Source organism: Alkalicoccobacillus gibsonii (assembly GCF_016798245.1).
Classification (GTDB): domain Bacteria; phylum Bacillota; class Bacilli; order Bacillales; family Bacillaceae_D; genus Alkalicoccobacillus; species Alkalicoccobacillus gibsonii.
In genome coordinates this window covers 882,283-895,818 of the sequence record NZ_JAEUZA010000002.1, presented here as the reverse complement: position 1 = coordinate 895,818, position 13,536 = coordinate 882,283, and the positions used below count along the sequence as shown (strand labels likewise).

At 39.4% G+C, this 13,536-nt stretch carries 17 protein-coding genes and 1 riboswitch; of the genes, 8 read left to right on the top strand and 9 right to left on the bottom strand.

Features of this window, described 5'->3' with window-relative positions; translation table 11 throughout:
* The 5 genes from JNO66_RS11100 to JNO66_RS11080 all read right to left on the bottom strand — a co-directional run bounded on the left by JNO66_RS11100 (position 1) and on the right by JNO66_RS11080 (position 4,148).
* Complete coding sequence (locus JNO66_RS11100; protein WP_203088303.1) at positions 1 to 669, bottom strand: methionine ABC transporter permease; 669 nt, start codon at positions 667 to 669, stop codon at positions 1 to 3.
* Complete coding sequence (locus tag JNO66_RS11095) at positions 662 to 1,687, bottom strand: methionine ABC transporter ATP-binding protein (RefSeq protein ID WP_203088302.1); 1,026 nt, start codon at positions 1,685 to 1,687, stop codon at positions 662 to 664. Before JNO66_RS11095 ends, JNO66_RS11100 begins: the two co-directional genes overlap by 8 nt.
* A gap of 76 nt (positions 1,688 to 1,763) precedes the next feature.
* A riboswitch (SAM riboswitch) is annotated at positions 1,764 to 1,880 on the bottom strand.
* Between the two features lie 53 nt (positions 1,881 to 1,933).
* The gene (locus JNO66_RS11090; RefSeq protein WP_373367167.1) at positions 1,934 to 3,211 is read right to left on the bottom strand and encodes an MFS transporter; all 1,278 of its coding nucleotides are present in this window, start codon (positions 3,209 to 3,211) and stop codon (positions 1,934 to 1,936) included.
* 119 nt (positions 3,212 to 3,330) lie between these two features.
* On the bottom strand, positions 3,331 to 3,720 hold the full coding sequence (gcvH, locus tag JNO66_RS11085; RefSeq protein WP_203088301.1) for a glycine cleavage system protein GcvH: 390 nt from the start codon (positions 3,718 to 3,720) through the stop codon (positions 3,331 to 3,333).
* Between the two features lie 71 nt (positions 3,721 to 3,791).
* Positions 3,792 to 4,148: an arsenate reductase family protein gene (locus tag JNO66_RS11080; RefSeq protein ID WP_203088300.1), complete on the bottom strand. Its 357-nt coding sequence runs from the start codon at positions 4,146 to 4,148 to the stop codon at positions 3,792 to 3,794.
* A 148-nt stretch (positions 4,149 to 4,296) separates the two neighbouring features.
* Between JNO66_RS11080 and JNO66_RS11075 the strand changes: the two genes are divergently transcribed.
* From JNO66_RS11075 to JNO66_RS11055, 5 genes are all read left to right on the top strand, one after another.
* A complete protein-coding gene (locus tag JNO66_RS11075) occupies positions 4,297 to 4,569 on the top strand; it encodes a hypothetical protein (protein ID WP_203088299.1) in 273 nt (90 codons plus the stop codon).
* 18 nt (positions 4,570 to 4,587) lie between these two features.
* A complete protein-coding gene (locus tag JNO66_RS11070) occupies positions 4,588 to 4,908 on the top strand; it encodes a spore coat protein (protein ID WP_203088298.1) in 321 nt (106 codons plus the stop codon).
* 369 nt (positions 4,909 to 5,277) lie between these two features.
* Positions 5,278 to 5,649, top strand: coding sequence for a GntR family transcriptional regulator (locus JNO66_RS11065; RefSeq protein WP_203088297.1), 372 nt, complete (start codon positions 5,278 to 5,280; stop codon positions 5,647 to 5,649).
* The gene (locus tag JNO66_RS11060; protein WP_203088296.1) at positions 5,646 to 6,530 is read left to right on the top strand and encodes an ABC transporter ATP-binding protein; all 885 of its coding nucleotides are present in this window, start codon (positions 5,646 to 5,648) and stop codon (positions 6,528 to 6,530) included. Before JNO66_RS11065 ends, JNO66_RS11060 begins: the two co-directional genes overlap by 4 nt.
* Positions 6,527 to 7,210 carry a hypothetical protein gene (locus tag JNO66_RS11055; RefSeq protein ID WP_203088295.1) on the top strand — a complete coding sequence of 228 codons (684 nt, stop codon included), beginning with the start codon at positions 6,527 to 6,529 and terminating at the stop codon, positions 7,208 to 7,210. The genes JNO66_RS11060 and JNO66_RS11055 overlap by 4 nt, the downstream gene beginning before the upstream one ends.
* A 49-nt stretch (positions 7,211 to 7,259) precedes the next feature.
* On the opposite strand, the gene JNO66_RS11050 is transcribed toward JNO66_RS11055, so the two are convergent.
* The 3 genes from JNO66_RS11050 to JNO66_RS11040 form a co-directional block, all read right to left on the bottom strand.
* The gene (locus JNO66_RS11050) at positions 7,260 to 7,877 is read right to left on the bottom strand and encodes a superoxide dismutase family protein (RefSeq protein WP_203088294.1); all 618 of its coding nucleotides are present in this window, start codon (positions 7,875 to 7,877) and stop codon (positions 7,260 to 7,262) included.
* Between the two features lie 124 nt (positions 7,878 to 8,001).
* Positions 8,002 to 8,928 carry a manganese-dependent inorganic pyrophosphatase gene (locus tag JNO66_RS11045; protein ID WP_203088293.1) on the bottom strand — a complete coding sequence of 309 codons (927 nt, stop codon included), beginning with the start codon at positions 8,926 to 8,928 and terminating at the stop codon, positions 8,002 to 8,004.
* 123 nt (positions 8,929 to 9,051) lie between these two features.
* Positions 9,052 to 9,573: a GNAT family N-acetyltransferase gene (locus JNO66_RS11040; RefSeq protein ID WP_203088292.1), complete on the bottom strand. Its 522-nt coding sequence runs from the start codon at positions 9,571 to 9,573 to the stop codon at positions 9,052 to 9,054.
* 177 nt (positions 9,574 to 9,750) lie between these two features.
* Between JNO66_RS11040 and JNO66_RS11035 the strand changes: the two genes are divergently transcribed.
* Together JNO66_RS11035 and JNO66_RS11030 are read left to right on the top strand one after the other, a co-directional pair.
* Positions 9,751 to 10,917, top strand: a complete 1,167-nt coding sequence (locus JNO66_RS11035; RefSeq protein ID WP_203088291.1) for a hypothetical protein — start codon at positions 9,751 to 9,753, stop codon at positions 10,915 to 10,917.
* Between the two features lie 272 nt (positions 10,918 to 11,189).
* A complete protein-coding gene (locus tag JNO66_RS11030; RefSeq protein WP_203088290.1) occupies positions 11,190 to 12,035 on the top strand; it encodes a carbonic anhydrase in 846 nt (281 codons plus the stop codon).
* Positions 12,036 to 12,082: 47 nt separating this feature from the next.
* Here the strand turns inward: JNO66_RS11030 and JNO66_RS11025 are convergent, their stop codons facing one another.
* A complete protein-coding gene (locus JNO66_RS11025; RefSeq protein ID WP_246483231.1) occupies positions 12,083 to 12,898 on the bottom strand; it encodes a pentapeptide repeat-containing protein in 816 nt (271 codons plus the stop codon).
* A gap of 243 nt (positions 12,899 to 13,141) precedes the next feature.
* On the opposite strand from JNO66_RS11025, the gene JNO66_RS11020 reads away from it, so the two are divergent.
* Positions 13,142 to 13,525: a nuclear transport factor 2 family protein gene (locus JNO66_RS11020; RefSeq protein ID WP_203088288.1), complete on the top strand. Its 384-nt coding sequence runs from the start codon at positions 13,142 to 13,144 to the stop codon at positions 13,523 to 13,525.
* Positions 13,526 to 13,536 lie beyond the last annotated feature (11 nt).

Genomic DNA, 13,536 nt, shown 5'->3' with positions numbered 1-13,536 from the left:
TTAGCGTTTATCTGTTTTATATGTGAGAAAGTCGCCGATCCACTGTACAACAAACACTACCAGTAGAATGACAACCGTAGCCACCAATGTTACATCACCATTATTACGTTGGAACCCTTCTTGATAAGCGAGTGTTCCAAGTCCTCCACCACCAACAATTCCGGCCATTGCCGTATAACCAATCATTGCGATCGTTGTTACTGTAATACCTGAAATAAGTGCGGGTGTTGACTCTGGTAGTAGTACCTTGAAAATAATGGTTGAAGAGGTCGCTCCCATAGATTGGGCTGCTTCAATTACACCTCGATCGATTTCTCTTAGAGCAATCTCAACCATACGAGCATAGAACGGAGCCGCTCCAATAATAAGTGCAGGTAGTGCAGCGGTTGGGCCAAGAATGGTTCCAACGATTAACTTTGTAAATGGGATAATTAAAATTAACAAGATAACAAATGGTATGGATCGAGTAATGTTCACGTAGGCACCAATCACCGTGTTTATCGGTTTATTGGCCCATAAATTACCCTTACCAGTTAAATATAACAGTAATCCGAGCAGAATACCAAGAATAAATGTAGCGATTAAAGAAATTCCTGTCATATAGATGGTTTCAAGGGTTGCATCCCAGATGCGATCCCAACGAACATTTGGAAATAATGCCTCAGTCACGGCGTAACACCTCCGCTTCAACCTCTTTGGTCATGATATAGTCTAATGCTTTTTTCTTTTCTACTTCATCACCGGTAATTTGAATAAAAAGAGTTCCATAAGATCCACCTTGAACCTTTGTAATTTTACCGTGAAGAATGGATACATCAATTTTAAATGTACGAATCAGTTCTGAGATTAATGGTCGCTCTGCGCTTGTTCCTGAGAAGGTAAGCTGAACAATATCTCCAGATCCTGCATCACTTAACAGCTCTTGAATTGTTTCTTCTGTATCATCCTGTTCCGTAATTTGTTTTAGGAACTCTTTTGTCATTTCTTCCTTAGGGTGACGGAACACATCAAGTACAGGTCCCTTTTCAACAATTTGTCCATTTTCCATTACAGCTACTTCTGAACAAATCTTACGAATAACATGCATTTCGTGGGTAATCAATACAATCGTCAGCTTAAGCTTTTGATTAATATCAACTAACAAATCTAAGATCGATTCAGTTGTCTTTGGATCAAGTGCTGAAGTGGCTTCATCACATAAGAGCACTTTCGGGTTATTTGCGAGTGCTCTTGCGATCCCCACACGTTGCTTTTGCCCTCCACTCAGCTGTGAGGGATAACTTGTATCTCTTCCTTCTAGCCCAACAAGCTTAATTAATTCCTTGACTCGTTGATCTTTTTCAGTCCCTTTTACTCCTGCAATCTCAAGAGGAAATGCGATGTTATCATATACCGTGCGAGACCATAGTAGGTTAAAATGTTGAAAAATCATTCCCATTTCTTGTCGCGATTTACGAAGCTCTTTTTTTGATAGCTTCGAAATGTCTTCCCCATCTATGTTTACTTCACCACTTGTAGGACGCTCTAACATGTTCAACATACGAATGAGTGTACTCTTTCCTGCACCACTATAACCAATGATGCCAAAGATACCGCCTTTTTCAATCGTTAAGTCGACACCATCTACAGCGGTGACGGCTCCACTTTTTAATTCAAAGACTTTCTTTAATCCTTTAAGTGTTATCACAAGCGAAATCCTCACTTTCTAATCGTATAAACAAAAAAACCTCATGCAGATAAGCAGAAGGTTTTCATTTATCCCTCTCTCATCTATCAAAGTAACACTTGTTACTTTGCTGGAATTAGCACCTGCAGAATCTTTGAGATTCCGTGGTTGCCGGGCATCATAGGGCCAGTCCCTCCGCCACTCTTGATAAGAGTTTATTTAATTTGTACTAAGTTGGGAAAATCATAGCATGCAATCATAAACTGGTCAACTTTTTTCAACAACTAAAGGGGCTGGAATATCTTTCTGCTTTCGTCCGAAGACAAAATAGAAGTAAACAGAGCCAATTAAATAGAGACACGCCGTAATCGTAAAGACAATCGCGTAGCCTGTATACGAACCATACATAAGCACAATACCCATCGATACCGGCCCCATGATGGCCCATCCTAATTGAAAGACCATTTGGCCTAATGAATTGGCAAGACCACGCATAGAGGGGTCAACCAATCGCATCATGAGTGCTGAGTGAATCGGGTTTCCTGCATTCATTAAGGCCTGCCTGAACAGAAATCCAATTACAGCAAGCCAGAGAATTTCCGTATAGGCACTTAACAAAAGAAAAGGGAGTGAGCCAATTTGGAGTAAGACAACCGCTTTAACCTCTCCAAACCGCTTTACAACACTCGGTCCAATCATCATGGCGACAGCTGTCATCCCTTGTCCGAGCGCCAATATTATGCCAACAAGTGAATAGCTTACATCAAAGCGATCCGTAAAATAAAGATTTAAATAAGGGATGACGAGTCCTGAACCAAAGCCAATTAACAGACTCGCTAGCGCAAACAAGACAATTAACTTTAATGAGTCTTTTTTTTCGGCTAACTGCTTAAATCCAGACAAGCGTCCGGCTGAAAATGTAGTAACTTTTCGTTTTTCTTTTATTTTAAAGAGTGGAATTAACCCAAAACAAACGATTGTCACTCCAATTAAAAGTGTAATTCTTACGCTCTCAAGCATCGATATCCCGAACCACGTATGTAATGAATCTGTTAAGACTCCACCAAGCAAGTTCCCAATAACGTTTGCCGCCATCATCATTGCTGCATTTAAACTGAACAAATGAACCCGTTCCGACTCCTTTGAGTTTTCTGCAAGAAGCGGAATAGACGTTACTTGGACAAATGCCATAAAAAATCCTGTAATAAAGGCTCCAAGAATTAATAAATCCTCTGCCACACCGATACTGCGCAGAACCAAACTTGCTGCAACCACCACAGAACCAATTAAAATTAAACGCTTTCGTCCAAGCCGATCGCTAAGTAACCCCACCGGTAACAAAGCAATTGCTGTAGCCGTTGCCTGCATGGCAATCACTCGACCGTTTACATCATCAGCGTATCCAAGCTCTCGTATATAATAATTATAAATAACCATAAAAATGCCCATTCCTACATTTAGCATAAAAGACGCCAAGAGAAATAGACGAATGTTCAGATTGTATCCTTTCATTTTTGTTGACCAATCCTTTGTAAATTGAGCCATTTGCTCTCTCCTATACCTTCTATTTCGTTTCCCTAAGTAATCATATACGAACTTCCATAGAAAGAGAAGGGATAACGAACAAAAAAACCCTTCAACATTGAAGGGTTTTTCGTTACCTATTAGTCTTCGCTAATCATAGTATTGTACTCGTCAGCAGACATTAGCTTGTCTACTTCGCCTGCATCCTTAGGTTCAACAACAATCATCCATGCTTTTTCGTAAGGTGACTCATTTACAAACTCTGGAGAGTCATCTAAGTTCTCATTGATCTCAACAACTTTACCGCTTATCGGAGCGTATAATTCAGATACAGTTTTCACTGACTCAACACTACCAAATGGCTCGTCCGCTTCGATTTCGTCGCCAACCTCTGGAAGTTCAACGAATACGATATCTCCAAGCTCTGATTGAGCAAAGTCTGTGATTCCAATACGGACTTTGTCTCCTTCTGTTTTAACCCACTCATGTTCCTCTGAATACTTAAGTTCTGCTGGTAAATTGTTCGTCATGTCATAACCCCTCCATCAACTTGTTCCAATCTGCATTTATTATAACTGAACTTCCTTATAAAAAAAATGAGTTAGTTCCAGATTTGTTCAAATTGTTCTTCTTTAAATCCAAGTGTCACTTTCTCACCATCTGTTGTAATCGGTCGTTTAATCAGCATTCCATCAGAAGAAAGCACATCTAACATTTCGTCTTCATTCATTGATGCAAGCTTATCTTTTAGTCCTAATTCCCTATACTTTTGACCACTCGTATTAAAAAATTTCTTTAGCTCAAGTCCACTCTTGCTATGCAAATCCTTTAATGTTTCTTTTGAAGGCGGATTTTCAACAATATGTATTGAATTCACATCAACCTTATGATCCTCTAACCATTTTTTTGCTTTGCGACAGGTTCCACATTTCGGATACTGATAAAATGTCACACTCATGTTTGTTCCCTCCCAAAATGATTCTTACTGCTATTATGTCCGATTTACGATACCTCTACAATCGATACGCATTTTGATGGATAAAAACCGTCAACATTTTTCAAACTAAAGACGTATGGCCAGTTTGATAAAAGAAGGAGGCTACATCATGCAACAGCAACAACAAGGAACTCAATCGAATCAGCAGCAAGGGTTTATGCAGGAACCACCACAGGTTATCTCTGTGAAGGATCATCTTTACCTTAATGACATGCTCTCATGGAACCTGCTTGCGATGAAGAAAGCGAATTTCTATGCTTCTTATTGTCAGGACACAGAAATTAAAGAAGCGATCACGCAAGCGGGACAGATGCATCAGCGCCATTATGAGCGTTTGTTAAATCACTTGAAACCAACAACTGAACAACCAACTGTACAATAATTTGAAGGGAGAATTCAGATGAAAATCCAAAATCAAGAAACATCATTTCCTAAGGATACACAAATGACGGATCGTGAATTTATAACGGATATGCTGACAACTGAGAAGTACATCACACATTCGTATGATGTTGCTGAAAATGAAGTCAGTCATTCAGAGCTTTATCAGGACGTGAACTCAATTTATCAAGAGTCTCAGGATTGTCAACGCAAGCTGTATGATGTCATGTTTAGAAAAGGGTTGTATGCGATTGATAGTGAATCGCCACAGAAATTACAACAAAGCTACCAGCAATTTTCTGGGTACTCCAACCAGTTCCCTTACTCTGGCACACATTAAGTAAACAAAGGACAAGTCGGGGCATAACTCAAAGGTGAACGATAATATGGCGAATGATTCCACGAGCGAATCATTCGCCATTCGTATTTTCGCCAAAAGAGCGTAAGGAGAACCCGACACTCCTACGGGATAGTACGTGGTGAAGACACTGTAGCGGCGCCTTTCCGCGAAAGGGGCTGAGGCCGTACCCGTGGAAAGGGAGAGATTCTCGTGGAGCGGAATTGTTGCTATGGTCGTGACTTTATGAGTGGTTCACTGTTATGTCCACTCTAATTCGTTTAATTCCTAAATAATCTAATTATTTTTATTGACACCATTTAACATACGTCCTATAGTTAGTTACATGAGTAATGAACCAAGGAGGTTACGATGTCTCATTCGATCGATGACAGTCAGCCGATCTTCCAACAAATTGCAAGACGGATCTCAGACGATATTATTAACGGCACTACTAAAGAGGGCGAACAAGTCCCTTCAACGAACCAATTCGCCAAACATTATCAGATTAACCCAGCCACTGCAGCTAAAGGAATTAACCTTCTTGTAGAGCAGGAGATTTTATTTAAAAAAAGAGGTGTCGGAATGTTTGTTGCAGAGGGAGCCAAAGAGATTTTACTGAAAGAGCGTAAAGTAGAGTTTTACAAGCGATATATTGTTCCATTGCTACAGGAAGCTGAGTATCTTCAGCTTAGCAAAGCCCAGATTAAGCAGTTAATTGATGAAGGGGGAAATGAGAAATGACGAATCAAGTGAACGTCAATCAAGTCTCAAAAAAAATCGAGAAAAACCAGATTCTTTCAGACATTCATTGTTCGTTTAAAGAGGATGTCATCTACGGATTGTTAGGAAGAAATGGAGCAGGTAAAACCACCTTGTTGAACATTATTTCAGGAAAAACCCTTCCGGATTCTGGAGAGGTCACCGTTAATGGTCATCAGCCTTTTAACCACTTTGATACGCTAAATCAGATTTGTTTTATTCGTGAAAGTAAGAACTTTAAACCAAGCCTTTCAATCAAAACCATTCTAAAGACAATGCCTGCCTTTTACCCAAACTGGAATGCTGAAAAAGCTCTTGAGCTACTTGAGATCTTTCATCTGCCTCATCATAAAAAAGTGTCCCAGCTTTCAAAAGGAATGGAGTCAGCTCTTGGCATTACTGTTGGTATTGCTAGCAGATCACCATTAACCATTTTTGATGAACCATACATCGGCATGGATGCTCATGCACGCCAGCAATTTTATGAGGTATTACTTGAGGATTATTCGGAATATCCTCGAACGATCATCCTATCCACTCACCTTATTGATGAAGTTAGTGATTTGTTCCAAGAAATCTATTTCATGAAAAAAGGACAGATTTCTATGCATCAAACAGTCGATCAGCTTCAAGAACGGTCGTTCCTCATTAATGGGCCAAAGGAAGCAATTGAAGCTCTTGCGACAAAAGGGAAAGTCCTGGATCGTTCAAGTTTCATGGGAGATTACAGCATCACTCTATATATCGAAGACGCGGAAGAGTTAGCAAATCTTCATATCCCTGCTAGTTGCTCCAGACAAAAGCTATCTTTACAGCAATTAATGGTTTATTTAACAAATCATAAGGAGGAATCATTCACATGAACCAATTGATTGCACAACTACGTATATTTACCTCCGAGCTAGTAAAAGGAGCAATGATCTTCTGGACCATTTTACTTGCTATCATCATTGGTGCATACCTCATCGCTTTTTTGGGAGGAGTTCCCAACATGCTTGTTGTAACGAATGTACCGATCGTAGTCTTTGTCGCCATTACAGCTTTTCGTCTCATAAAGGATGATCTAGATTACTCAATACATCTTGGAATAACACGAAACCTATTTTCATTTGCAAGCATCCTTTACATTGTTGCTGTATCCATTCTCTTTAATCTTTTCCACCAATTCATTATCTTAATATCTTCCTTACTTCAAGGATCTATTTTGAAAGATACCTTAACCTTTTTCTCTTGGTCTAACATTTTAAGTAACGACTCTGGATATGTATTTAATTTTGGTCTAGATCTTTTATTAACAGTACTAGTAGGTTTTCTACTCTTTTTTATGGCTAGCTTATTAACTAGATTTGGGCAATTAGCTGTTTATATCTTTTTACTCGCTATCATCCTTGCACTGTTTAGCCCTTCTGTCCATCAAACCTTATTTGATGTAATTCTTGCTTTTTATCAAGGCTCAGACCCTTTTCTAATATGGGGAATGATAAGTGCTATCATATTGTTGCCACTACTCAGCTTCTTTACTTTACAGAAGGCTTCTGCATGAAAAAAAGAAACTGGTTTTCTCCTATAGGAGGAGCCAGTTTCTTTTTTCATTATAAATTGCCTTCCACTACACCACAAGCTACTCGGTCACCCGCATCTCCTGTTGACAATGATTCTTCGTCTGGCCCGCTCTCGTCTTGCTCACTAGACTGATATCGATCAGGGATATGGCCGAAGTTATCAGGACCTTCATGAATCATCACTGATGTTTCACCTGCTATATCTTCTACATTTAATCGGTCGTAGCTAAAGGTCACTTGTGCAGTTCCGTCCTCATTCACATAAAGTGGAGGGAAGTCTCCCGCGTGCTCACCATGATCTAACCCTTCAGGATTATAGTGTCCTTCAGCCGATGTAAAGGCCCCCTCACTGTGATCATGCTCACAGCTTGGTGCTTCGTGTAAATGAAATCCGTGATACCCAGGCTCCATTCCATTCACCGTAGCCTCTACAAATAATTTTCCATCTGGTGAAAGGATGAAGTCAACTATACCAACTGAATCCCCTTCATCACTCATCAATTCGGCCGAGGCTTCCGGTTCATTTCCTTCCGACACCTCAATATCTGATTCAGGTTCAAATGCATCCGATGCCGGCTCTTCTTCCCCGCAAGCGACTAAACCAAGACTGACTGTCACTCCAACTAAGATCGTTGCTATTCGTTTCATTAAACCCTCTCCCCCATTTATGTATAGTTTTCTATAACCGTTATGAGGGGATCGTAAAACATTTACTTCTTGGGAAAATCTAAAAAAGGACTCGGTCCGATGCACCGAGTCCTTAGTTGGCTTGTTATTGAAGAATTTCTGATAATGGCGGAACCACTTGTTTTTTTCTAGAAACAACACCAGGAAGGCTTGCAACATGATTCTCTAATGTTACATTAAATGCCTTTTCAACCGCATCTGTAGAGGTTCCAAGGGCAAGAATCACTGAATCATTTGCAAGGATGTCTGTAATGACTAGAACAAACAAGTCTAATCCTTTTTCAGAAATCACTTGATCAAGCGTTGCTTCAATCTCAGATTGACGAGCCAAAACATCTTTCACATCAACCGTATTAACTTGGGCAATCTCAACCTTTTTCTCTCCCATTGCAAATTCCTTTGCATCTAAAGAAATTAGTTCTTTCACTGTTTTTTGGCTTAAGTCTGCTCCTGCTTTAAGCATGTCCAAGCCGTACACTTGGCTATCTACTTCTGCAATGGCTTCAAGTTCTTTTGCCGCAGCCACATCTTGATCCGTGCATGTTGGCGATTTGAATAGAAGAGAATCAGAAATAATCGCTGAAAGCATCAATCCAGCAAGTTCCTTTGTTACTTCTACTTTGTTTTCTTTAAACAATTTCAATAGAATGGTTGCTGTACATCCAACTGGCTCTGCACGATAATAGAGCGCTTCATTTGTTTCAAAGTTTGCAATTCGGTGGTGGTCAATGACTTCAACCACACGTACATCTTCAATGTCATTCGCACTTTGTTGCTTTTCATTATGATCAACAAGAATCACGTCTGATACTTCATTTGCTACCGTATCAACTAGGCGTGGGGCTTCTGTGTTAAAGTAATCTAGCGCAAACGCTGTTTCTCCGTTCACTTCACCTAAACGAACCGCTTCTACATCTACTCCTAACTTCTTTTTAAGCTCTGCATATACAATGGCAGAAGTAATTGTGTCTGTATCTGGATTTTTATGACCAAAAACCAATTGTTTACTCATAACTCTCTCCCTTTTTATCCAACTTGATAAATGTTAATGTCCATATGATCATACCAAATCTTTTCCTTTAGGGAAACCAGTTGAGAAAGGGAAAATGAAAAAATCTGTCGGAATACTTTGATTTTAATTAGTTAAAAGAAATTCTTCGCGTAGAATGGCATAATAATATTCGTCCCACCAATCATTCTGATGAGGAATACACTTTTTAAAGTGCCCTTCTCTTCTCATCCCTATCTTCTCCATGACATTATAAGATGCTGGGTTTTCAGGCTGACATGTAGCAATGATTCGATGTACATTCATATGTTTGAAGGCATGTGTGACTAAGGCAAGGGCCGCTTCCGTTGCAAACCCTTGATTGTAATAGGTAGGGTTAAAGATCCATCCGATCTCATACGTGAAATCACCAAAACACGGAGCAAAGGTAAGATGTCCGATTAACGTATCCGTGCGATTTAAAACAACAGCAACATGACTAGCACCTTTCGAAGAATGCTTATTGACAAACTCCTTTGCCTGATCCTCAGATAGAGGATCCTCCGGTATAAAATGCATGACATTTGCATCCTTTGTATATGCAAAGAGATCCTTCCAATCACTCTCCTGGAATGTTCGAATTATTAACCTTTTCGATTTTATATTCATATCATTTTCTCTCTTTCCTAGAAAATATAACAAAAAAAGAAATAGTCGAATCTTGACGAATGTGATATGATAGCTTGTATTATTTAGAACTATTTATTTAATCGCACAATTTAAATAGTCTGAATTTACACATTAGTAAATGTACACATTTTATTTAGAATGTTGGGGGAAATCATTATGAATCCAGTTGTTGTCACCATGATCTTGCTTCTAGTCCTTGCTTTAGGAGAGCTTATTTCCATTTTAACTAAAGCTCGCGTTCCTATGCTGCTGGCTTCGCTAATGATTTATTTAGTTCTTTTATGGACAGGTATTGTTCCAGCCGGTTTAATGTCAGATTCTTTGTTAAAAACATTTGGCTCTCTTGCTATCGCACCATTAATTGTACATCTAGGGACACTCATTCCTTTTTCACAAATTAAAGGTCAAGTGAAACCAATCGTCATTGCAGTGACTAGTTCCCTATTTGCAGTTGGGCTTGTTCTATTAATTGTTACAGCACTCTTCGATTATACAACGGCCGTATCTGGAGCTGGACCAGTTGTTGGTGGGATTGTAGCATTTTTATTAACAAGTGAAAAACTAACTCAAATTGGTCTAGGTGCTCTTGCCGTCCTACCTGCACTTATTTTAGCCATTCATAAATTAGCTGGCATTCCATTTGCCTCGTATTTTTTGAAAAAACATGCATTATCTATTAAGGCTTCAATTAGGAACGGATCGTATAAAGGGTCAGCATCCGAGTCAGCGAATCCACATGCAGAAGAAACGAGAAAATCACTACTACCTGCTAAGTTCCAAACACCGGTTGTTCTACTTGCACAATTATTTATCGCAGGTTCCATTGCCATTGGACTTGATGCATTAACAGGGATTAACTACTCTATTTTCTGTTTAATTATTGGTATTGTGGGAACCTATTTCGGCGTGTTGCAACCACAGATGCTGAACAAGGCCAATTCAACAGGTATTTTTATGGCAAGCTTAATGCTTGTTGTGATCGCGTCAATGGACCAAGTCACACCTGATGTATTCTTTAGTTACCTTCCACAAGTCTTTACCATTTGTCTAATTGGTACAGTAGGTGTCATTATTGGCGGGTTCATCATGTCAAAGCTATTCAAATATGAAAAGAACCTTGGGATCCCTGTTGCACTCACTGCATTGTTTGGTTTTCCTGCAGACTACATCCTTTGCGAGGAAGTCGCAAGAGAAGTCGGCGAAAACGAAGAAGAGCGTGCAGCCATTATGAACGGAATGGTAACCCCTATGTTAATGGGTGGTTTCGCAACCGTTACAACCGGTTCCATAGTGATTGCGAGTATTTTGGTAGAGACGTTATAAAAGATTGAAGTTGCCGGATGAATCAATGATTCATCCGGTTTTTATATTGGTGAAGCTAAGTATTCGTTGGAACTGCGCGAGCTTTAGGCTTATGTGCGCGGGACCCTTTAGGTTTGCGCGTCTTCCCTCCTCTTGTGTGCAACCTTCCTCTGTTCCGCGCGACTCTACTTGACTTCTGATTAATTTCATAGTTGGGAAAATTACTTAAAAACCCTTTTTCTAGCATTTTGACGATATAATAGAGACTATTACAAATAGTTGGAGGGAATTCTTTGAAACGATCAAATCTACTTATTAAAACGACAGTAGCCGCTACCATTCTATTAACTAGTACATCCTTTTTGACAGAAGCAATGCTTGCACATGGAAATCACGTAAGTTCCTCTTCTTTAATTCATTCACCCTATGATCGTTTGACTGCGAACGCGTCCCATGATTGGTCATATTCTGGTCCAACAGGTCCTGAGTTTTGGGGAGAGCTTGACTCTGAATTTAAAGCCTGCTCTAATGGCACGCAGCAATCCCCAATTGCACTAGACCCAACCGATGTTGGCGATGAAAAATGGAGCTTGGACCTAGATTATGCCAAAACAGAGTTTTCCATTGAAAACAATGGTCATACCATTCAAGCCAATGTGGTTGAAAAAAAAGGACAGCCTTCCAATCAATTAACACTTGGCGACTCCACATATGAACTGGTTCAATTTCATTTTCACTCACCGAGTGAGCATACGCTAGCAGGAGAGTCTTATGAAATGGAAGTACACCTTGTTCATAAAGATGAGCAAGACAATCTTGCTGTGTTAGGCGTATTAATGGAAGAAGGAGAAAAAAACAAAGCTTTAAAAGATATGTGGAAGAAGATGCCGACTAGTGTCGGAACTTCAACTAAAACCATTAAGTTAAATCCTAGTGAGCTGGTTCCTACTGATCTATCAACTTTTCAATATGACGGTTCGCTTACTACCCCGCCTTGCTCTGAAGGTGTGAAGTGGAGTGTGAGTGACTCTTCAATTACACTCTCTTCGGAACAGCTTCAAGCTTTTCAAGATTTGTACCCGAATAACTATCGCCCAATTCAAGATTTAGGGGATCGTGAAGTTGGTTTTCATTATTAAAATTAAATAGCTCATCGCTTTGTGCTGCGATGAGCTTTTTTGTATGTTCATACCCAATGAGAAGGTTGTTGAAGATGTTTTGGTAATATAGTTGCCTCATTACCGATAGCAGCATTCATTTGAGCCTGAGTTAAAAAAAGAGCACCTGTAAAATCTGCTCCGCACACGTCTGCATCTCGGAAGTCAGCTCCTAACAACTCTGCACTGGTGAAATTAGCTCCACGTAGATCAGCAGCAATAAAAAAGACACCTCTTAATTTAGCACCTTTAAAGTTATGCCTTTTTAACTGAGCTCCCATAAATTCAAATGCCGCTCTCTGAATTCTTGGTTCATTTGCTTTTGCATATGCAACAAGCTCTCCAGCTTCTGAGAGATAATCACTGATCTCCGAGCGAATAACAGTAAGATCAAGTGTAAGAATTGTCTCTGGATCTTTGTAAGTATAGGCATCTATTTTATTGAATGCCTTCATAAGCTGCGTATGGATCGGCTTTGTTTCCTCTCTTTTGAGAGCTTCATCTAAATAGGCAAGCATCTCTTGGAGTTGTTGAATAATCGGGAACACTTCAAACATTTCTTCCGATGATTTTTCGTGCCAGCTAACATTCTTATAAATCGTTTGTGACACCTTCTGACCCGCTCCAAAACATTCATATACGGTGCAGCCCTTGTACCCTTCTTCTCTGAGATTAGAATGAATGGTACACATATAATGTTCATTCAAGTTGTGGCAGGGAACTCCTCCCGCTTTGTCTTTAGCAAAATCAGTCGATTTTAAGTAAGGAAGTGCCACACAACATAAGCCAAAGCACTGTGAACAATCTGATTTTAGTTCGGTTATTGTCATCATTTGGATCACCATCTTTCTAACTCTCACTCTTGAATAGTATACCAAATTCATCCAATAATCTATAAGAAACACAGTTTGATCTAGGGAAGATTATTAATGGTCTTCCTTATTTATTGACAATTGGATGAATCCATACTATATTTCTTGATACATCAACTATTGATGGGTCAATTATTAAAACACAGCTGTTCATTTATCCACCTTCAATTGTTAAAAACAAAAATGAGAATTCGCTAAAACCTAAGGAGAGTTAAAATGCAAAATTTAAATAGATATTTCGATCTTTTTGACGAATCAAGAACGAGTGAAAAATCGTTTGATGAGTTAAATCTTTTGTTTACGGATGATCTTACATTTGTTCTAAATGGCTTTGAAAAACATGGAATTGATCAATGGAAACAGTTTGTAATAATGATCTTCCAAGAAAACGTTGACTTAAAGCATATGTTTGAAGGATGGGTTTTCGATGAAAAGGAAGGCATGTATGTTACACAATGGGCAGTATGCGGTAAACGAAAAACAGGTGAAGTGTACACTCAAACAGGTAAAGATTTTGCGAAATTAGACAGCAAAGGTCGAATTTGTTACCTCGCTAACGTTCCTGACAACGTAGATATGTTTTCTAATTTTGAAAAATAAGACAAACTCTC

What these genes read in the sequence shown, in the direction of transcription:
- JNO66_RS11090 (WP_373367167.1), bottom strand. Translation starts at nt 3,211, where the DNA reads ATGGCTCAATTTACAAAGGATTGGTCAACAAAAATGAAAGGATACAAT.
- gcvH (WP_203088301.1), bottom strand. Translation starts at nt 3,720, where the DNA reads ATGACGAACAATTTACCAGCAGAACTTAAGTATTCAGAGGAACATGAG.
- JNO66_RS11080 (WP_203088300.1), bottom strand. Translation starts at nt 4,148, where the DNA reads ATGAGTGTGACATTTTATCAGTATCCGAAATGTGGAACCTGTCGCAAA.
- JNO66_RS11075 (WP_203088299.1), top strand. Translation starts at nt 4,297, where the DNA reads ATGCAACAGCAACAACAAGGAACTCAATCGAATCAGCAGCAAGGGTTT.
- JNO66_RS11070 (WP_203088298.1), top strand. Translation starts at nt 4,588, where the DNA reads ATGAAAATCCAAAATCAAGAAACATCATTTCCTAAGGATACACAAATG.
- JNO66_RS11065 (WP_203088297.1), top strand. Translation starts at nt 5,278, where the DNA reads ATGTCTCATTCGATCGATGACAGTCAGCCGATCTTCCAACAAATTGCA.
- JNO66_RS11060 (WP_203088296.1), top strand. Translation starts at nt 5,646, where the DNA reads ATGACGAATCAAGTGAACGTCAATCAAGTCTCAAAAAAAATCGAGAAA.
- JNO66_RS11055 (WP_203088295.1), top strand. Translation starts at nt 6,527, where the DNA reads ATGAACCAATTGATTGCACAACTACGTATATTTACCTCCGAGCTAGTA.
- JNO66_RS11050 (WP_203088294.1), bottom strand. Translation starts at nt 7,877, where the DNA reads ATGAAACGAATAGCAACGATCTTAGTTGGAGTGACAGTCAGTCTTGGT.
- JNO66_RS11045 (WP_203088293.1), bottom strand. Translation starts at nt 8,928, where the DNA reads ATGAGTAAACAATTGGTTTTTGGTCATAAAAATCCAGATACAGACACA.
- JNO66_RS11040 (WP_203088292.1), bottom strand. Translation starts at nt 9,573, where the DNA reads ATGAATATAAAATCGAAAAGGTTAATAATTCGAACATTCCAGGAGAGT.
- JNO66_RS11035 (WP_203088291.1), top strand. Translation starts at nt 9,751, where the DNA reads ATGAATCCAGTTGTTGTCACCATGATCTTGCTTCTAGTCCTTGCTTTA.
- JNO66_RS11025 (WP_246483231.1), bottom strand. Translation starts at nt 12,898, where the DNA reads ATGGTGATCCAAATGATGACAATAACCGAACTAAAATCAGATTGTTCA.
- JNO66_RS11020 (WP_203088288.1), top strand. Translation starts at nt 13,142, where the DNA reads ATGCAAAATTTAAATAGATATTTCGATCTTTTTGACGAATCAAGAACG.